Annotated in this window: 18 protein-coding genes; 4 read left to right on the forward strand and 14 right to left on the reverse strand. The window is 70.7% G+C overall.

The window, feature by feature from the left end:
- Window positions 1-146: 146 nt before the first annotated feature.
- The 7 genes from cbiE to NOO62_RS07740 all read right to left on the reverse strand — a co-directional run bounded on the left by cbiE (window position 147) and on the right by NOO62_RS07740 (window position 6,893).
- Window positions 147-1,361, reverse strand: a complete 1,215-nt coding sequence (gene cbiE, locus NOO62_RS07710) for a precorrin-6y C5,15-methyltransferase (decarboxylating) subunit CbiE (RefSeq protein WP_268770152.1) — start codon at window positions 1,359-1,361, stop codon at window positions 147-149.
- A gap of 102 nt (window positions 1,362-1,463) precedes the next feature.
- Window positions 1,464-2,147, reverse strand: a complete 684-nt coding sequence (locus tag NOO62_RS07715; protein ID WP_398979458.1) for a GNAT family N-acetyltransferase — start codon at window positions 2,145-2,147, stop codon at window positions 1,464-1,466.
- 141 nt (window positions 2,148-2,288) lie between these two features.
- Complete coding sequence (locus tag NOO62_RS07720) at window positions 2,289-3,104, reverse strand: MetQ/NlpA family ABC transporter substrate-binding protein (protein WP_268770154.1); 816 nt, start codon at window positions 3,102-3,104, stop codon at window positions 2,289-2,291.
- A 2-nt stretch (window positions 3,105-3,106) separates the two neighbouring features.
- Window positions 3,107-3,946, reverse strand: coding sequence for a MetQ/NlpA family ABC transporter substrate-binding protein (locus NOO62_RS07725; RefSeq protein ID WP_268770155.1), 840 nt, complete (start codon window positions 3,944-3,946; stop codon window positions 3,107-3,109).
- A gap of 69 nt (window positions 3,947-4,015) precedes the next feature.
- Window positions 4,016-4,762 carry a methionine ABC transporter permease gene (locus tag NOO62_RS07730; RefSeq protein WP_268770156.1) on the reverse strand — a complete coding sequence of 249 codons (747 nt, stop codon included), beginning with the start codon at window positions 4,760-4,762 and terminating at the stop codon, window positions 4,016-4,018.
- Window positions 4,759-5,817 carry a methionine ABC transporter ATP-binding protein gene (locus NOO62_RS07735; protein ID WP_268770157.1) on the reverse strand — a complete coding sequence of 353 codons (1,059 nt, stop codon included), beginning with the start codon at window positions 5,815-5,817 and terminating at the stop codon, window positions 4,759-4,761. Before NOO62_RS07735 ends, NOO62_RS07730 begins: the two co-directional genes overlap by 4 nt.
- Window positions 5,818-6,236: 419 nt before the next feature.
- Window positions 6,237-6,893 carry an HAD family hydrolase gene (locus tag NOO62_RS07740; RefSeq protein WP_268770158.1) on the reverse strand — a complete coding sequence of 219 codons (657 nt, stop codon included), beginning with the start codon at window positions 6,891-6,893 and terminating at the stop codon, window positions 6,237-6,239.
- 92 nt (window positions 6,894-6,985) lie between these two features.
- On the opposite strand from NOO62_RS07740, the gene NOO62_RS07745 reads away from it, so the two are divergent.
- Window positions 6,986-7,345, forward strand: coding sequence for a hypothetical protein (locus NOO62_RS07745; protein ID WP_268770159.1), 360 nt, complete (start codon window positions 6,986-6,988; stop codon window positions 7,343-7,345).
- Window position 7,346: 1 nt separating this feature from the next.
- Window positions 7,347-7,784 carry a hypothetical protein gene (locus tag NOO62_RS07750; RefSeq protein WP_398979300.1) on the forward strand — a complete coding sequence of 146 codons (438 nt, stop codon included), beginning with the start codon at window positions 7,347-7,349 and terminating at the stop codon, window positions 7,782-7,784.
- Here the strand turns inward: NOO62_RS07750 and NOO62_RS07755 are convergent.
- The 3 genes from NOO62_RS07755 to NOO62_RS07765 all read right to left on the reverse strand — a co-directional run bounded on the left by NOO62_RS07755 (window position 7,781) and on the right by NOO62_RS07765 (window position 10,123).
- Window positions 7,781-8,293 carry a GNAT family N-acetyltransferase gene (locus NOO62_RS07755; protein WP_268770160.1) on the reverse strand — a complete coding sequence of 171 codons (513 nt, stop codon included), beginning with the start codon at window positions 8,291-8,293 and terminating at the stop codon, window positions 7,781-7,783. The two genes, NOO62_RS07750 and NOO62_RS07755, sit on opposite strands and share 4 nt — an antisense overlap.
- A gap of 37 nt (window positions 8,294-8,330) precedes the next feature.
- Window positions 8,331-8,858 (reverse strand): sigma-70 family RNA polymerase sigma factor, encoded by a 528-nt coding sequence (locus NOO62_RS07760; protein WP_268770161.1) that lies wholly within the window; start codon window positions 8,856-8,858, stop codon window positions 8,331-8,333.
- A gap of 74 nt (window positions 8,859-8,932) precedes the next feature.
- Window positions 8,933-10,123, reverse strand: coding sequence for a glycerophosphodiester phosphodiesterase (locus NOO62_RS07765; protein ID WP_268770162.1), 1,191 nt, complete (start codon window positions 10,121-10,123; stop codon window positions 8,933-8,935).
- Window positions 10,124-10,507: 384 nt separating this feature from the next.
- Between NOO62_RS07765 and NOO62_RS07770 the strand changes: the two genes are divergently transcribed.
- Complete coding sequence (locus NOO62_RS07770; protein ID WP_268770163.1) at window positions 10,508-11,179, forward strand: lysophospholipid acyltransferase family protein; 672 nt, start codon at window positions 10,508-10,510, stop codon at window positions 11,177-11,179.
- A gap of 268 nt (window positions 11,180-11,447) precedes the next feature.
- Here NOO62_RS07770 and NOO62_RS07775 read toward each other — a convergent pair whose 3' ends face one another.
- From NOO62_RS07775 to argH, 4 genes are all read right to left on the reverse strand, one after another.
- Window positions 11,448-12,989 carry an MFS transporter gene (locus tag NOO62_RS07775; RefSeq protein ID WP_268770164.1) on the reverse strand — a complete coding sequence of 514 codons (1,542 nt, stop codon included), beginning with the start codon at window positions 12,987-12,989 and terminating at the stop codon, window positions 11,448-11,450.
- Entirely contained in the window at window positions 12,986-13,537 is a 552-nt protein-coding gene (locus NOO62_RS07780; RefSeq protein ID WP_268770165.1) for a TetR/AcrR family transcriptional regulator, read from the reverse strand. The genes NOO62_RS07775 and NOO62_RS07780 overlap by 4 nt, the downstream gene beginning before the upstream one ends.
- 94 nt (window positions 13,538-13,631) lie before the next feature.
- The gene (locus NOO62_RS07785; RefSeq protein WP_268770166.1) at window positions 13,632-14,606 is read right to left on the reverse strand and encodes an aldo/keto reductase; all 975 of its coding nucleotides are present in this window, start codon (window positions 14,604-14,606) and stop codon (window positions 13,632-13,634) included.
- Window positions 14,607-14,671: 65 nt separating this feature from the next.
- The gene (gene argH / locus NOO62_RS07790; RefSeq protein ID WP_268770167.1) at window positions 14,672-16,102 is read right to left on the reverse strand and encodes an argininosuccinate lyase; all 1,431 of its coding nucleotides are present in this window, start codon (window positions 16,100-16,102) and stop codon (window positions 14,672-14,674) included.
- Between the two features lie 268 nt (window positions 16,103-16,370).
- On the opposite strand from argH, the gene NOO62_RS07795 reads away from it, so the two are divergent.
- A complete protein-coding gene (locus NOO62_RS07795; RefSeq protein WP_268770168.1) occupies window positions 16,371-16,976 on the forward strand; it encodes a pyridoxamine 5'-phosphate oxidase family protein in 606 nt (201 codons plus the stop codon).
- The last annotated feature ends 89 nt before the right edge of the window (window positions 16,977-17,065 follow it).

Consider the following 17,065-nt stretch of genomic DNA (forward strand, 5'->3'; position numbering starts at 1 on the left):
GCGCCACGTTGCGCATCCTCCGGTCATGCCGTACCACACACCCCCCGAAATCGGGTGAGCTTTCCGGACATCGGCCAACGAACTCCGTGGCACCCGGGTGCAGTACAACAATCGGCCAGCCTACCCCGCACCGCACGCCGGCAGGGTCACGGGGAACGGTCGGGCAACCGCCCGGAGAGCAGGAACACCACGGTCCGCTTCTCCTCGCGCCACGCCCGTGTGTCGAGCTCCACGGATTGCAGGAGGGCGCACTCGACGGCGTATCCGTGCTCGCTGAGGTCCCTGCCGATGAGTTCGGCGGCGTCGCGTGTCGCGGCGTGCGTCACGATGCGCTCCGGGCGGCGGTCGGCGACCGCGGAGACCACCGCGGCTCCCCCGCCCCCGACGCGTACGACATCGGGTTCGGGCAGGTCCTCGAGGACGTGCGGGGCGATGCCGTGCACGGTCTGCGCCTGGACGCCGAAGCGGCGGACGGCGGCGGTCGTGCGGCCGAGGGCGTCGGGGTCGCTGTCGACGGCGATCACCGCGGCACCGAAGCGGGCGGCCTCCGCGGTGAAGGCGCCGCTGCCGCAGCCGATGTCCCAGACCAGGTCGCCCACGCGGGGCCCCAGGCGCGCGAGTTGCGCGGCCCGCAGCCGGTCGCTCTCGCCCTCGCCGAGCCAGATGTCGCCGCCGTACTCCGCGGCGGGCAGCGCCCAGCCGCGCGGGCCGGCGCCCGGTTCGCGACCCATGATCCAGCCGGTGTCGGCGGCCGCGGCGGCGCCGCCGATGACGATGACGACGTTCGGGTCGCGCCAGCTGTGGTCGGCGGCCTTCTCGGAGGTGACGACGGAGACCTGCTCGCGTTCGGTGCCGAGCTCCTCGCAGATCACGAAGGTGCGGTGGACGTCCTGGAGCAGCAGGCCGAGTTCGGCGGGGCCCGCGCCGGGCGAGGTGAGGACGGCGACCTTGGGGTGGGCGCGGCAGACGTTCACGGCGCGGCGCAGGGTGCGGCGGTGGGCGACCACGACCTCGGCGTCGTCCCACGGCATGCCCGCGCGGGCGAAGGCCTGGGCGACGGAGGAGACGGCGGGCACCACTTCGACCTCCAGGCCGAATTCGGGGGCGCGCAGGGTGCGTACGACGCCGAAGAAGCCGGGGTCGCCGTCGGCGAGTACGACGGCGGTGCCGCGGTGGGCGGCGATGCGGCGGGCGGCGAGGCCCACGCTGCCGAGGCGGATCCTTTCGGCGCGGGCGGGGACCTCGTCGAGTGCCAGGTGGTGGGCGGCGCCCGCCACGAGCGTCGCGGCGCTCAGCGCGGAGCGTGCCGCGGCGGTCAGCGGCGTGCCGTCCCAGCCGATCACCGTGACCCGGTCGGCCATCGTCGTCTGTCTCCTGGGTTCTCGCGGGTCGTCAGTGCGGGGCGGCGGCTGCGGGGTGGGGCAGGGCACCGGACCAGGCGAGCGTACCCGCTGGGACCGGAGTCAGTTCCAGTCGGAGTAGGCGGAGAATCCGCTGTCGGCGAGGCTCTCGGAGACGCCTTCGAGGTCCTCGGGGAGCAGGCTCCACACGATGAGGTCGGTGCGCAGCTCGAGCCAGCCGCCGAACGGGTCGCCGCCGTTTCTCGTGCGTGCTATCCAGGCGCCGCGCAGGACGCCCTCGCTGATGCAGCCGATCTTCTGTGCGACCTGCTGGGCGGCGGTGTTGTCGGCGGCGGTGCGCAGCTCGATGCGTTCGAACTTCTGGTCGTGGAACAGCCACTGGGCGGTGGCGAGCGCGGCCTCGGACGCGTACCCCTCGCCGCGGGCCCAGGGGGCGACGACGTAGCTCAGTTCGGTGGAGCGCACCCGCCAGTCGGTGCCCCGGAGTTGGATGATGCCGACAAGCCGCTGGGTGAGGAACTCGGTGACGGCGAGGACGATGCCGCGGCCCTCGGAGCGTTCGGCGGGGGCGCGGCGTGCGATCCAGTCGCGCGCGACGGCCTCGGTGTAGGGCTGGGGCACGGAGGTCCAGGCCGTGACGAGTTCGTCGTTCATCATCTCCGCGTACGCGGGGACGTCCGCCTCTTCGAGAGGGCGCAGCACCAACCGCTCCGTGCTGATGGAGATTTCGGGGAACCCCGATGTGCCCGCTGTGCCCGAGGAGGCTGTAGTCATGCGCCGCTCCATACCCTTCATAGACCTGAAGGACCTTCACCTTTCGGTCTTCTGAAGTGCCCAGCATGCAGCATGCACGGGCACAGACGCACCACGGGGTCCTCTCCCGGTGCGGGAGAGGACCCCGTTGGTGTCACGCGCGCGGGAGGCCGTTCAGGCCGCCTCGACGGGCAGGACGGATCCCTTGTACTTGTCCTCGATGAACTTCTTCACCTCGGGTGAGCGGAGCAGTTTCGCCAGCTTGCGCACCCGCGGGTCGTCCTTGTCGCCCTTCTGGACGGCGAGGACGTTGTTGTAGGGATTGCCCTTCGACGACTCCAGGAGGATGGCGTCCTCCTTGGGGCTGAGGTCGGCGTCGAGCGCGTAGTTGTTGTTGATGACCGCCGCGTCGAGGTCGTCGAGCGAGCGCGGCAGCTGCGCCGGTTCGAGCGCCTTGACGGTGAGCTTCTTCGGGTTGGACGTGATGTCCTGGGGCGTCGCGGTGCCGCCGACGCCCTTCTTGAGCCCGATGAGGCCCTTGGAGGCGAGCAGCTGGAGCGCCCGTCCCTCGTTGGTCGTGTCGTTCGGGACGCCGACGGTCGCTCCCGCGGGGAGCTTCGCGATGTCCTTGATCTTGTGCGAGTACACGCCCATGGGGGGCAGGTACACCTCGGTGACCGGCACGAGGTCCGTCTTCTTGGACTTGTTGAAGTCCTCGAGGTACGGGGTGTGCTGGTACAGGTTGGCGTCGAGGGACCCCTCTTGGAGCGCGGTGTTCGGCGTGACGTAGTCCGTGAACTCCGTGATCCTGAGGTCGAGTCCTTCCTTCTTCGCCAGGTTCTGCTGGATGTACGTGAGGACCTCGCCGGCCGGGGTCGGCGTGGCGCCGACCACGAGCGTGCTGTCGCTCCGGTCGTCCGCGCCGCACGCGGTGAGGCCGAGCGCGAGGGCCAGGGTCCCCGCCGCGGCGGCGATGGCGGACGTACGCACGGTCAGAACGCCGCGACGACGGCGCCGTCGTACTTCTCGTCGATGAACTTCTTGACCTCGGGCGAGGTGAGGAGCTTGGCGAGCTTCTTCACGCGCGGGTCGTTCTCGTCGCCCTTCTTCACGGCGAGGAAGTTGCCGTAGGGGTTGCCCTTGGCGGGCTCGGCGACGATGGCGTCCTTGGCGGGGCTGAGGGCGGGCTTGGCCTCCAGCGCGTAGTTGCCGTTGATCACCGCGGCGTCGACATCGCTCAGGGTGCGGGGCACCGTGGGGGCTTCGAGCTCCTTGAACTGGATGTTCTTGGGGTTCTTGGCGATGTCCTTGGGGGTGGCCTCGTAGCCCACGCCCTTCTTGAGCTCGATGATGCCGTTGTCCGCGAGGAGCTTGAGCGCGCGGGCCTCGTTGGTGGTGTCGTTCGGAATGGCGATGGTGGCGCCGTTCTTCAGCTCACCGAGCTTCTTGACCTTGTTCGAGTAGACGCCGAGCGGCTCCAGGTGAACCGTGGCTCCCGGGACGGGCACGATGTCGGTGCCGCGCTTCTTGTTGAAGTCGTCCAGGTACGGCTTGTGCTGGAAGTAGTTGGCGAAGACCTCGCCCTGCTCCACGGCCGTGTTCGGCGTGATGTAGTCGGTGAATTCCTTCACCTCGAGGTCGAGACCGGCCTTCTTGGCGAGGTTCTTCTGGACGTAGTCCAGGATCTCGCCCTGCGGCATCGGCGTCGCGGCGACGATGAGCTTGCCGTCCTTGTCGGCGGCGGAGCCCTTGTCGGAGCCGCAGGCGGTGAGCCCGAGGGTGAGGGCTCCGGCGGCGAGGACAGCGGTGGTGATCTTGGCGGTGTTACGCACGAAAAGTGCCTTTCTCCATGGGTGGTGCAGCCCCGCGGGGTGCGCGGGGAAGTCCTGGTGACCGCTGCGTCAGCCGGTCTTGGTGCCCGATTCGGCGGCGGCGGTGCCGGGCAGTACGCCCCGCAGCGGCCGGAACAGCAGCAGCGGGCCCGAGCCGCCGCCGCGCTTGTGCAGGCGGCGGGCCGCGTAGTCGCCGATGAACTGGATGATCGAGATGACCACGGCGAGGACCGCCACGGTGATCCACATCAGCTCGGTCTCGAAGCGCTGGTAGCCGTAGCGCAGGGCGAGGTCGCCGAGGCCGCCGCCGCCGACCGTGCCCGCCATGGCGGAGTAGCCGATGAGCGCGACGATGGTGGTGGTGGCGCCCGAGATCAGCGAGGGCAGCGACTCGGGGACGAGGACCTTGCGTACGACGGTCCAGGTGGAGCCGCCCATCGACTGCACGGCCTCGACGAGTCCGCCGTCGACCTCACGGATGGAGGTCTCGACCAGCCGCGCGAAGAACGGGATGGCGCCGACGGCGAGCGGCACGAGGGCGGCCTCGCGGCCGATCGTGGTGCCGGTGACCCAGCGCGTGAAGCCCATCAGGGCGACCATCAGGATGATGAAGGGCATCGAGCGGGCGATGTTCACGATCTGCCCGATGACCTTGTTGAGGAAGGCGTTCTGCAGCAGTCCGCCGCGCTCGCTGAGGACGAGCAGCACGCCGAGCGGCAGCCCGGCGACGACGGCTATCAGCGTCGACCAGCCCACCATGTAGAGGGTGTCCCAACAGGCCTGCTCCAGCAGGGGCTGCATCTCCGACCAGGTCACTTGGCACCTTCCTTGATCAGCAGCGTCGCGTCCTTCGGCGTGGGTGCGGCGTCTTCGCCCGCGATGTCGACCTGGAGGCCCTGCTCGCGCAGGAAGCCGATGGGGACGACGTTCTCCTCGAAGCGGCCCGGCAGCTCGATGCGCATGCGGCCGACCTGCTTGCCCGCGACGGTGTCCATCGCGGCGCCGAGGATCGAGATGTCGATGTTGTACGTGCGCGACAGCTGGGAGATGACCGGCTGGGTCGCGGCCTCCCCGTGGAAGGTCACGTCGACGACGGTGCGGTCGTCGCCGGTGGCTTCGCCGCTGACCGGGAAGAGCGCGGCGGCGAGCTCGGAGCCGGGGGTGGCGAGCAGCTCGCTGACGGTGCCGGACTCGATGATCTGTCCGCGCTCCATGAGGGCGGCGGAGTCGCAGACGCTCTTGACGACGTCCATCTCGTGCGTGATGAGCAGGACGGTCAGGCCGAGCTGCTGGTTGAGGTCGCGCAGCAGCTGGAGGATGGAGCGGGTGGTCTCGGGGTCGAGGGCGCTGGTCGCCTCGTCGGAGAGGAGCACCTTCGGGTCGCCGGCCAGGGCGCGGGCGATGCCGACGCGCTGCTTCTGGCCGCCGGAGAGCTGCGCCGGGTAGGACTTCGCCTTGTCGGCGAGGCCGACCAGGTCGAGGAGTTCGCGGGCCTTGCGGGAGCGTTCCTGGCCGGAGAGGCCGAGGATCTCCAGGGGCAGCTCGACGTTGTCCTGCACGGTGCGCGAGGACAGCAGGTTGAAGTGCTGGAAGACCATGCCGATGCGGTTGCGGGCCCGGCGCAGTTCCTTGCCGGCGCGGGGGCCGCGGCCCGCCAGGGCGGTGAGGTCCTGGCCGGCGACGGTCACGGTGCCGGAGGTGGGGCGCTCCAGGAGGTTGACGCAGCGGATCAGGGAGGACTTGCCGGCGCCGGACTGGCCGATGACGCCGTACACCTCGCCCTCGCGGACGTGCAGGTCGACTCCGTCGAGGGCGGTTACTTCACGACCGCGTGAGCGGTAGACCTTGGTGAGGCCGGAAGTGGTGATCACAGGATTTCCGTCACTGTCGAGTGCGCGGCGCGGGGTGGCCGGGCACGGGGCATTCGTTCGGAACGCGGCACGGTTCTCGCGGTGGTGGTGCGGTGGAACCGGAGGACGTGTGCGCGGGGCGGGCTCGCTTCCTACGTCGACTTGTCGACTCCGTTGAGTACGACGGTTGCGTCGGTCAGGAGCGCGGCACAGCGGCTTCGCTTCGGGGCGCGAGGCTCTTCAGTGGTGCGGGGGCCCTCAGAAGGCGCACATTCGACACATACAACGAGCACCGGGCGTCGTGATCGCCTCGGTCGCAGGGGTGCGGCTGCTCGTCGTGGTCATGGGCCCAAGTAAAACACGCGTGAGGTCGCTGTCCACCACCGCTGTCCGGTATACGGACAGCGGTGGGACGGCCGCGGACGCCGGTGACGGGCGGCTCAGTCGGCGAGGACGATCTCCACGCCGCCATCCGTGACCTGCGCGGACACGGCGGAGAGGTCCTTGACGACGACGTCGGCGAGGTCGGCGGGGAGCTCGGACGCCTGGTGGGTTGTGGTCAACGCCACGGTCTTCATGCCGGCGGCCCGGCCTGCCTGCAATCCCGCGGGGGCGTCCTCGAAGACGACGCAGCGGGCGGGGTCGACGCCGAGCTTGTCGGCGGCGAGGAGGAAGGGCTCCGGGTCGGGCTTGCCGCGCGTGATGTCGTCGGCGGCGATGACGAGGCCGGGGCGCAGGCCGACCTCGGCGAGCCGGGCCTCGCCCAGGGCGCGGGTCGCGGAGGTCACCACGGCCCAGCGCTCGGCGGGCAGGGACTCCAGGAGCTCGCGGGTGCCGGGCAGCAGGACGACACCGCCCGCGACGTCGGAGACCTCGAGCTCCTCGATGCGGGCGACGGCCTCGGCGATCTTCTCCGGAGGCAGCAGGTCGGCGGCGATCTCGGCGGCGGGGCGCCCGTGCAGCTCGACCTCGGCGAACTCCTCGGCGGTGATCCCGTACTCCTGCGCCCACCGCGACCAGCAGCGGTACACCGACTCCATGGAGGAGACGAGGGTGCCGTCGTTGTCGAACAGGAGCGCGTCAGCATGGATCTTCATAATCATCGAGCCTACGGGGCGCCCCCAGGGGCCGTGCAACGGGCCGAGGGCCGCGCGCACCGGGCCGAAGGCCCCGTAATAAAGTCACGGACATGCTTGTTGCCCTGACGATCGCGACCTCCGTGGCCGCGCTCGCCCTCGCCGCGTGGTGCGGTTTCGCCGCCTACCGCGACCAGCCGACCAAGGACTGGCACTTCATCGGGATGGGTGTCGTGACCCTCCTGGCCGCCGTCCAGCTGATCGCCGGCATCGTGCAGCTCGCGCGCGGCGAGCACGCGGACCAGGGCACGACGATCTTCGTGGCGTATCTGATCGGCGCGTTCGCCTGTGTGCCCGCGGCGGGCTTCATGTCCCTCGCCGAGCGCACCCGCTGGGGCTCCCTGACGGTCGCCGCGGGCGGCGTGGTCCTCGCCGTGCTCGAAGTGCGGCTCTACGACATCTGGGGAGGCTGAGGTGACGGTGACCGGCGAGAGCGAGTCCCCCGAGACCCGCCAGAAGCTCATCTCGGGCCCGGGCATCCTGCTGGTGTGGCTGTACGGCGTGATGGTGGTCGGCGCCGTGTCCCGCTCGGCCGTGCAGATCTCCACGGACTTCGACAAGGCCCCGCTCGCGTACTCGCTGTCCGCGGTCGCGGGCCTCGTCTACGGCTTCATCACGTACTCGCTGGTGCGCGGCGGTGCCACGGCCCGCACGGCGGCGCTGGTGTGCTGCGCCGCCGAGCTGGTGGGCGTGCTCGGCGTGGGTACGTGGACGCTGGTGGAGCCGTCCGCCTTCCCGGACGCCACGGTGTGGTCGGACTTCGGGATGGGCTACCTCTTCATCCCGGTGATCCTGCCGGTGACGGCGATCTTCTGGCTGAACAAGGCACGGAAGGCTTCGGCGGAACGCTAGGCGCTGGCCACGTACGTTCCCGCGGCCGCCTCCTTCGCGAGCGTCAGCACCGTGAGCCGTTCGTTCACGTGCTGGGTGCTCACCGGCGCGTACCCGTGCTTGCGGTAGAGCTGGAGGTTCTGCTCGCTGCGGTGGCCCGCGGAGAGCTGGAAGCACTTGGCCGTGCCGCCCTCGCCGAGCCGCCGCTCGATCGCGTCGAGGAGGCGGCCGCCCAGGCCGTGGCGCTGCATCCTGGGGTGGACGATGAGCTTGCCGATCCGCGCCGTGCCGTCGGCGTCGACCGTGCCGCGCACGGAGGCCACCACCTCGCCGCCGAGCCGGGCCACCAGGACGGTGCCCGCGGCCAGTTCGCCCCGGAGTGACTCCAGTGACTGGGTCAGGGGTTCGATCGAGTAGTCGCCGTAGATCTCGGCCTCGCTCTGGTAGCAGAGGTACTGCAGTTTCAGGATCTGCTCGACGGCGTCCTGATCGTCTGCCGCCGCCACCGAGATGGTCACGCTCATGCCCATGTGTGCATGCCTCCCGCTCACCTGCTCCACCGGTTGTCTAACGCTCCATTCCCCACGGTGCAGGAGCCGCAACCTCCGCCGCCAGCATTCTGCGCAGGCATCCCAGGCAACGGGAACGTTCCGGCCCCAGACTCCCCTGTGACATTCCCAACTCTCCTGCGATTTCGCGGTAGGTGAGGTCCTTGGGGGACAGCAGTGCGGCCATGAGGCCGGGGCAGCGTCCGGGCAGCCTGCGCACGGCGGCGTGCAGGGTGCGGTTCCGGTCGGCGGACAGGGCGCGCTCCTCGGGGCCGCACCCGGTGTCGTCGGCGGGTTCGGTGGCGTACGCCGCTTCCTGTCGGCTCGTGCGCCGGGTGAGGCGCGCCTCGGCCCGCACGGCGCCGCGCAGCCACAGAGCGGGGTCGGCGGGCGGCCCGTCGGACTCCAGGCGCTCCAGGAGGCGCAGCCAGACGGCCTGTTCGAGGTCGCCGGGGTCCGTGCCGGAGCCGAGCGCCTCCGCGGACGCCTCGGCGGCGAGGAGCGGGCGCAGGGCGGGGATGAGCGTGGGGAGGGGGTCGTACGTCATGCACGGCGGGACGCGGCCGCTCCGGTTCGAGGTTTCCGGAGCGGCCGTCTCTCACCCCAACCGGGGCCCGGCCCTTACCGGTTGACGAAGTCCGCGGCCGCGAGCAGGGCGGTGTCGCAGTTGTCGGAGAAGATCCCGTCGATGCCCGTCTCGAAGTACGCCTTGAAGGCGCCGAAGGCGTCGCCGTAGGCGTTCGGGTCGGTGCCCTTCCTGAAGTTCGCGGGGAGGAAGGTGTTCTCGTTGCGCATCGTGTACGGGTGCAGGATCAGGTCCGCCGCGTGCGCGTCCTTGACCAGGGTGGTCGGCGTGCCGAGGCTGCCGTCGGCCTTGCGCGGGATGACCAGGTCGAGGGTCGGGCCGATGCCCTGCGCGAAGCCGGCCATCCAGCGCAGGCCTTTGGGCGTGATCAGGTCGGCGACGGTGCGCGGGTCGCCCGCCTCGACGAAGTCCCAGGGGCGGGAGCCCGCGGTCGACAGGAGCACGACGCGCGGCGCGGAGACCAGCTTGGCCAGGCGCTGGATGCTGCTGGGCTCGAAGGACTGGAGGAAGTTCGGCGAGTTCTTCTTGTGGCGGCCGTAGCGGCGCAGGAGCTTGGCGAGGGGCTCCTCAAGACCGAGGCCCAGCTTGCGGAAGTAGGTGGGGTGCTTGGTCTCGATGTGCAGCCAGACGGGCCTGCCGCGCTTGCGGCCCGCCTTCTCGGCCCACCGGAAGACCTCTTCGAGGGTGGGCACGTCCCAGCGGCCGTCGTAGAGGGTGTTGCGCTGGCGGGTGCCGGGGATGCGCTCCTTGGCGCGCAGCGTCTTCAGCTCGGCGAGCGTGAAGTCCTCGGTGAACCAGCCGGTGAGCGAGGCGCCGTCCACGGACTTGGTGGTCTTGCGGGACGCGAACTCGGGGTGCGCCGAGACGTCCGTCGTCGCCGTGATGTCGTTCTCGTGACGGCAGACGAGGTGGCCGTCCTTGGTGGGCACCACGTCCTGCTCGATGACGTGCGCGCCCATGTCGAGGGCGAGCTGGTACGAGCCGAGGGTGTGTTCCGGCCGATAGCCGCTGGTGCCGCGGTGCGCGACGACGGTCGGCACGGGCAGGGACGCGTATCCGCCATGTCCGCCGTGCCCGCCGTGTCCACCGCCGTGCCGCTCGTCGGCTCTCGCCACGCCGGGCAGTCCGACCGCGGCGGCGCCCGCACCGGCGATCGCCGCTCCCAGTAGCGCTCGGCGCCCCGGGCTCGTCCCCGGCTGCTGCTGACCCGAATCCTGCGTCGCCATTGGCGTTCCTCCCGATGTCCCGCTGCCTTGCACCTGACAAAGCGGGACTGATCGTAGGTGGCCGGGAGTGACGTGTGGGAGACCCTGGAGGGAACGGCGGGATGACGTGGCGTGGCGAGTGGGCGCACGATGGGGGTGGCGGCGCGGGTACGGGGACCGCCACGCAGAGCGAAGTACGCGCGTGACAAGGACCACTACTTCGGGCCACGTCCGCCTCGCGGGGATACGGTCGTCACACAGGCGACAACCCCGGGCAACACGGCACAGAATCAGGTCAACACTGTGTATCGGGTCCATGAACCCGATGTGCAAAGGGCGGTGGCCCGCGAGTACCGTACTCACCTGCACTTACTCGTCGTCGACCCGTTGACACCGGAGGGCCTGTTGTCCCGTCTAGCGCTCATCAAGGCAGTGCTCGGACCGTTCTTGCGCCTGATGTTCCGCCCACGGGTAGAAGGCGCCGAGAACATTCCGGGGACCGGGCCGGTCATTCTGGCCGGAAACCACCTGACGTTCATCGACTCGATGATCATGCCGCTGGTGGCCAACCGTCCGGTGTTCTTCATCGGCAAGGACGAGTACGTCACCGGCAAGGGCCTCAAGGGCCGCCTCATGGCGTGGTTCTTCACGGGCGTCGGCATGATCCCCGTGGACCGTGACGGCGGGCGCGGGGGTGTCGCCGCGCTGATGACGGGGCGGCGCATCCTCGACGACGGCAAGGTGTTCGGCATCTACCCCGAGGGCACGAGGTCTCCCGACGGGCGGCTGTACCGGGGGCGTACGGGCATCGCCCGGCTCACCCTCATGACGGGCGCGCCCGTCGTCCCCTTCGCGATGATCGGCACGGACAAGCTCCAGCCGGGCGGCAAGGGCCTCCCCCGGCCGGGGAAGGTGACGGTCCGCTTCGGCGAGGCGATGGAGTTCTCGCGGTACGACGGGATGGACCGTGACCGGTATGTGCTGCGGGCGGTGACGGACTCCGTGATGACGGAGGTCATGTTGCTCTCCGGGCAGGAGTACGTGGACATGTACGCCACGAAGGCGAAGGCGGCGTAGCCCTGCGGGGCCTGAGCGGATTACTGGTGCGCCCGCACCGGTGCGGAGGTCTTTTCCTCCCTGCACCGGGGCGGGCGTTCGCGTTTCCTCGCTGGAGTGCCGGGGTGCCGGGGTGCGGGGGTGCCGATGCCTTCGGCTGCGGGTGGGTGGGGGCTGGTCGCGCAGTTCCCCGCGCCCCTAGGTCGGACCGCTCCGGCCCACCGCCCCGTTGACGCCACACGGAGCTGACGCCTGCCAGGGGGGCGACGGCTGGGCTCGCCCCCAGGCCTCAGTGTTCTACGCCGTCTTCCAGTTTCTGGTGCCTCAACAGGAACCACGCCGCCGCTGCCGTGGCGAGGAGGACCGCCGCGCCCACGCCCGCCGCCAGGCGCAGGCCGTCCACGAAGGCCGATTGGGCGGAGGAGAGGAGTACGTCCGCCTGGGCGGAGGGGAGCGACGTCGAGGATTCCACCGCGCCGCCCAGCGACTCGTGCGCCGCCGACGCCACGTCCGCCGGCGTGCCCGGTGGCGCCGTGAAGTCGCGGTAGACGCCCGTGACGATGGAGCCGAGCAGGGCGATGCCTAGCGCCGCGCCCAGCTCGTACGCCGTCTCCGAGACCGCGGAGGCCGCGCCCGCCTGTTCCTTGGGGACGCTGGAGAGGATGACGTCGGCGGTCACCGTGAACGAGAAGCCCGCGCCGATGCCCACCACCAGGAGCGCCGCGCCCAGCAGCGGATAGCCCGTGCTCTGGTCGAGTGCCGTGAGTACGGCGAGGGAGAGGCCTACCGCCGCCAGGCCCCCTGCGACCACCAGCCGTACCGAGAAGCGGCGCGCCACCATGCCCGCGATCAGGCCCGCGCCCACCGCGCCCACCGCCGCGGGCAGTTCGGCGAGGCCCGCCTCGAACGGCCGCCTCCCCTGCACGAGCTGCAGGAACTGGGAGAGGAAGAAGACCAGGCCGGAGAGGCCGAGGACGGTCAGCAGGTCGGCGAGGACCGCCCCGGAGAACCCGCGGTTGCGGAAGAGCCGCATGTCCAGGAGCGGCGCGGGAAGCGTGAGTTGGCGGCGTACGAACCAGACGAGCGCGGCGACGCCCACGACCGCCGACGCGGCCACGTCCCAGCGCAGCCCGTGCGCGGCCGCCTCCTTGATGGCGTACACGACGGCGATCATGCCGATGAGGGAGAGCACGACGCTGACCAGGTCCCAGGGGCCCGGCGCCGGGTTCTTGGACTCGGGCAGGAACTTGATGCCGACCAGGACGAGCACGGCCATCACCGGCAGGTTGATGAGGAAGACCGAACCCCACCAGAAGTGTTCGAGCAGGAAGCCGCCGACGACGGGCCCCACCGCGGCGCCCGCGGACGCCATGGCGCCCCAGATGCCGACCGCGAGGCTGCGCTCGCGCGGGTCGTGGAAGATGTTGCGGATCAGCGCCAGCGTCGACGGCATCAGCGTCGCGCCCGCGACTCCGAGCAGCGCGCGGGCCACGATCATCATCTCGGGACTGGTGGCGTAGGAGTTCAGGACCGACACCGCGCCGAAGGCGACCGCTCCGGTGAGCAGCAGCTTCTTGCGGCCGATGCGGTCGCCGAGGCTGCCCATGGAGACGAGCAGACCCGCGATGACGAACGAGTAGACGTCGCCGATCCAGAGGAGCTGGGTGCCGGAGGGCTTGAGGTCCTCGCTGATGTACGGCGTCGCCAGGCCGAGCACGGTCGCGTCGACGGCGACGAGGAGCACGGCGAGCGCGAGCACGGCGAGAGCGAGCCAGCGGCCGGGGCTGCGCTCGATCTCGGGCGCAGCGGCCTCCTTGTGGATGCTGGTCATGATTCCACTCTCCGCTGTGCGCCGCCGATCAGCAGCTCGGCGATCATGTACGAGAAGTCGTTGGCGGCCACCCGCCCGTCCTGGACGGCCCAGGCGCCGGAGCCGATGAGGCCGTAGAGCGCCTCGGTGAGCCAGATGGGTGTCAGGTCGATACGGAACTCACCGTTCTCCTGACCCCGCCGGAAGAGTGAGGCGAGCCGGTCGTCGATGTGGGACCAGCCGTCGTTCTGCGCGTCGCCCTCGAAGAGCTGGTTCTCGGTGTAGAGGAAGGCGAGCAGGCCCGCGGCGGGCTCGATCTCCTTCACCAGGCGCCGCAGCGCGTCACCCGCGCCGTCCTCGTCGAGCCGGGCCCGGACGAGGGCGGCCTCGCACTCCTGGAGGCCGAGCTCTTCGAGGGCGCGCACGAGGGCGTCGCGGCCCGCGAAGTGGCGGTGGAGGGTCGCCCTGCTGATGCCCGCGGCGCGGGCGACCTCGTCCATGGTGGAGGTGGCTTTGCGGGTGAGCAGGGCCGCGGCGCTGCGCAGGACCTGGTCGCGATCGACTGACATGAGACAAGCATAAGCCGCGTGAGACACTCACGTCTCACGAGTTCCGTGCGGCGGCCCGTGCTGGACCTGGACCTCCCGCCCCGGGACCGCCGCGTCAGTTCCAGGGCAGCCGCGCGCGGCCCTCCCAGTACGCCGCCGGGTCCTGCACCAGCCCCACCAGCCGCTCCACCTGCCCGGCGTCGAGGTCGACGGCGGCGGCGTGCAGGTTGGAGACCAGCTGGACCGACGTGGCCGCTCCGGAGAGGACGACGCCCGCCCACGGTTCGGCGAGGAGGACGGCGAGCGCCACCGCGTCGCAGCCGAGGCCCGCCTCCTCGGCGACCTCGCGCAGCACGGTGGGCGCGTAGGGATCCGCGAGGCGGCCGTTGGCCAGGCCTTCCTTGATGAGCACCGTGAGCCCCGCGTCGTGCGCCTCGGCGAGCGCGGGGCCCGCGGAGGTCTCCAGGATGTTGTACGTCGCCTGGACGGTGCGGAAGAGCGGCTCGCCGTCGACGGTCACTTCGAGGGCGGCGCGGATCGCGGCGGCCTGCTCGGGGCCGCTGACGGAGAGACCGACGGTGACGCCCTCGGCCGCGAGCCCGGCGAGGCGGGCGTGGAGCTCCTTGTCGGTGAGCGCGGGGCTCTCGGGCGTCACGGAGTGCACCTGGTAGAGGTCGAGGCGGTCGCCGAGGAGCTCGGCGGTCTCGGCGCGCTGCCGGTCGTACGCCGCCGGGCTGTGGTCCTTGACCTCGTGCGGGCCCTCGGCGTCGGTACGCCAGTCCGCCGTGTACGTGTAGCCCCACTTGCTGCCGATGACGACGTCACGGATCTCGGGCCTGGCCTTCAGCCAGTCGCCGAGGAAGTCCTCGGAGCGGCCGTACGAGCGGGCCGCGTCGATGTAGCGGACCCCCGACGCGTAGGCGGCGTCGAGGAGTTCGAGGGTGCGTTCGCGCAGGGCCTCGACGCTGCGCGAGTGCGGCAGGTCGGTGTCGCGGCCGAGCGTGATGTAACCGGGCCTGCCGACGGCGGCGAGACCGAGCCCTATGTGCGCGGTCGGGGTCGTGGCTGCGGCCAGCCTGGCGAAGGGCATCGCGAGCTCCTAGCTTTCGGGGTCTCCCGCCAACGTAACCCGCGATGCCCTTTTCTCACCTGCGGTCACCCGCGGGCGCCCGCCCACTCCTTCTGGATCGACAGGTCCGCTTTGACGTCGGCGAGCTGGTCGGCGACCGCCGAGGGGGCGGTGCCGCCGCGGCCGTTGCGGGAGGCGAGCGCGCCCGGCACGTTCAGGACCGTGCGCACCTCGGGCGTCAGGTGTGGGGAGATCTCGGCGAACTGGTCGTCGGTGAGGTCGTCCAGTTCCTTGCCCTCGGCCTCGGCGACCTTCACGCACTCGCCCGCGACCTCGTGCGCGACACGGAACGGCACGCCCTGCTTGACGAGCCACTCGGCGATGTCGGTGGCGAGCGAGAAACCGGCCGGGGCCAGCTCCTCCATGCGCTCGCGGTGGACGGTGAGCGTCGCCATCATGCCGGTGAAGGCGGGCAGCAGGATCTCCAGCTGGTCGCAGGAGTCGAAGACCGGCTCCTTGTCCTCCTGGAGGTCGCGGTTGTACGCGAGCGGGAGGGCCTTGAGGGTGGCCATCAGGCCCGTCAGGTTGCCGATGAGGCGGCCGGACTTGCCCCGCGCCAGCTCGGCGATGTCCGGGTTCTTCTTCTGCGGCATGATCGACGAGCCGGTCGAGAAGGCGTCGTGGAGCGTGACGAAGGAGAACTCCTTCGTGTTCCAGATGATGACCTCCTCCGCGATCCGGGAGAGGTTCACGCCGATCATCGCGGTGATGAAGGCGAACTCGGCGACGAAGTCACGGGAGGCCGTCCCGTCGATGGAGTTGGCCGACGAGCCGTGCTCGAAGCCCAGCTCCTTGGCGACCGCCTCCGGGTCGAGGCCGAGCGAGGAGCCGGCCAGCGCGCCGGAGCCGTACGGCGACACGGCCGTCCGCGCGTCCCACTGCCGCAGCCGCTCCGCGTCGCGGGACAGGGACTGGACGTGCGCGAGGACGTGGTGCGCGAAGAGGACCGGCTGGGCGTGCTGCAGGTGCGTACGGCCCGGCATGGCGACGTCGGGGTGCGCCTCGGCCAGGCCGACGAGCGCGCCCTGCAGTTCGGCGAGCAGGCCGCCGAGGATCCGGGCGTGGTCGCGCAGGTACATCCTGAAGAGCGTCGCCACCTGGTCGTTGCGGGACCGTCCGGCGCGCAGCTTGCCGCCGAGGTCCGGGCCGAGGCGCTCCAGCAGGCCGCGCTCCAGGGCGGTGTGGACGTCCTCGTCGGCGATCGTGCCGACGAACGAGCCGTCGGCGACGTCGGCCTCCAGGCGGTCGAGCCCGTCCAGCATGCCGGTCAGCTCGTCCTCCGTGAGCAGGCCCGCGGTGTGGAGCACGCGCGCGTGGGCGCGGGATCCGGCGATGTCGTACGGGGCGAGGCGCCAGTCGAAGTGGACCGATGCCGACAGCTTCGCGAGGGCCTCTGCGGGGCCGTCGGCGAACCGCCCGCCCCAGAGCCGGACGTCACCGCCGTTGTTGCTGCTCACTGCACGTGCTCCTCAGGCTGTCGCTGCTGTCGCTGGAAACTGTTACGGGAATTGCGGGTCGCGCCGTGCGGCGATCTTCGCGCAGAGACCCGAAGATCTCGACGAAGCCCGCGCCTCGGACCGGTCGAACGTGTCGCCCGAGCGGGGCCTTCCCCATGCGGCGATGCGCTCTATGCATGAGTATGCAGTGCACCGTATGTTTCGTCAACGCGACGACTCGCCGGGGGTCGTTAGACAGCCGAAGGATCCTGGTCGATAATCCGCAGCCATGGGAAAGACTCACGACCGCATAGACGGCAGGCTCCGCACCTTCATCGAGGAACAGCCGATGTTCTTCACGGCGACCGCGCCCCTCGCCGACGACGGCACGATCAACCTCTCCCCCAAGGGTCTCAAGGGCTCCTTCGCGGTCGTCGACGAACGGACCGTCGCCTACCTGGACTTCGCGGGCAGCAACGCCGAGACCGTCGCCCACCTGCGGGAGAACGGCCGCATCACGCTCATGTGGTGCGCCTTCCAGGGGCCGCCGAACATCGTGCGGGTGCACGGCCGCGGTGAACCGGTCTTCCGCGACGACCCGCGCTTCACGGAGCTCCTCGCCCACTTCCCCGGCATCGACCCGACACCGCACGGGCTGCGCGCCGTCATCGTCGTGACGGCCGACGTCATCCGCGACACCTGCGGGTACGCGGTGCCCTTCATGACGTACGACGAGGACCGCGACCTGCACGGCAAGCGGTTCGCGCGCGAGGACGACGCGTCGCTCAGCGCGTACTTCACGAAGAAGGACCACATCGCCCAGAGCATCGACGGCCTCCCCGGGCTCCCCCTCCCCCTGCCCCCCACCCCCGCACCGGCCGAACCCTCCATGTAGCGACCACACACCGAGACGGGGCTGCACGCGCACACGACCGGAGCGTTGCCACCCGGCGCCGCGGGCGACGGTGCGGAGCTGTAAGGAAC

This window comes from Streptomyces sp. Je 1-369, assembly GCF_026810505.1.
Taxonomy (GTDB): domain Bacteria; phylum Actinomycetota; class Actinomycetes; order Streptomycetales; family Streptomycetaceae; genus Streptomyces.

Excerpts from the sequence above, each read along its gene's own strand:
- cbiE (WP_268770152.1), bottom strand. The coding sequence starts at position 1,361 with ATGGCCGACCGGGTCACGGTGATCGGCTGGGACGGCACGCCGCTGACC.
- NOO62_RS07715 (WP_398979458.1), bottom strand. The coding sequence starts at position 2,147 with ATGGAGCGGCGCATGACTACAGCCTCCTCGGGCACAGCGGGCACATCG.
- NOO62_RS07740 (WP_268770158.1), bottom strand. The coding sequence starts at position 6,893 with ATGAAGATCCATGCTGACGCGCTCCTGTTCGACAACGACGGCACCCTC.
- NOO62_RS07745 (WP_268770159.1), top strand. The coding sequence starts at position 6,986 with ATGCTTGTTGCCCTGACGATCGCGACCTCCGTGGCCGCGCTCGCCCTC.
- NOO62_RS07755 (WP_268770160.1), bottom strand. The coding sequence starts at position 8,293 with ATGGGCATGAGCGTGACCATCTCGGTGGCGGCGGCAGACGATCAGGAC.
- NOO62_RS07760 (WP_268770161.1), bottom strand. The coding sequence starts at position 8,858 with ATGACGTACGACCCCCTCCCCACGCTCATCCCCGCCCTGCGCCCGCTC.
- NOO62_RS07765 (WP_268770162.1), bottom strand. The coding sequence starts at position 10,123 with ATGGCGACGCAGGATTCGGGTCAGCAGCAGCCGGGGACGAGCCCGGGG.
- NOO62_RS07775 (WP_268770164.1), bottom strand. The coding sequence starts at position 12,989 with ATGACCAGCATCCACAAGGAGGCCGCTGCGCCCGAGATCGAGCGCAGC.
- NOO62_RS07780 (WP_268770165.1), bottom strand. The coding sequence starts at position 13,537 with ATGTCAGTCGATCGCGACCAGGTCCTGCGCAGCGCCGCGGCCCTGCTC.
- NOO62_RS07785 (WP_268770166.1), bottom strand. The coding sequence starts at position 14,606 with ATGCCCTTCGCCAGGCTGGCCGCAGCCACGACCCCGACCGCGCACATA.
- NOO62_RS07795 (WP_268770168.1), top strand. The coding sequence starts at position 16,371 with ATGGGAAAGACTCACGACCGCATAGACGGCAGGCTCCGCACCTTCATC.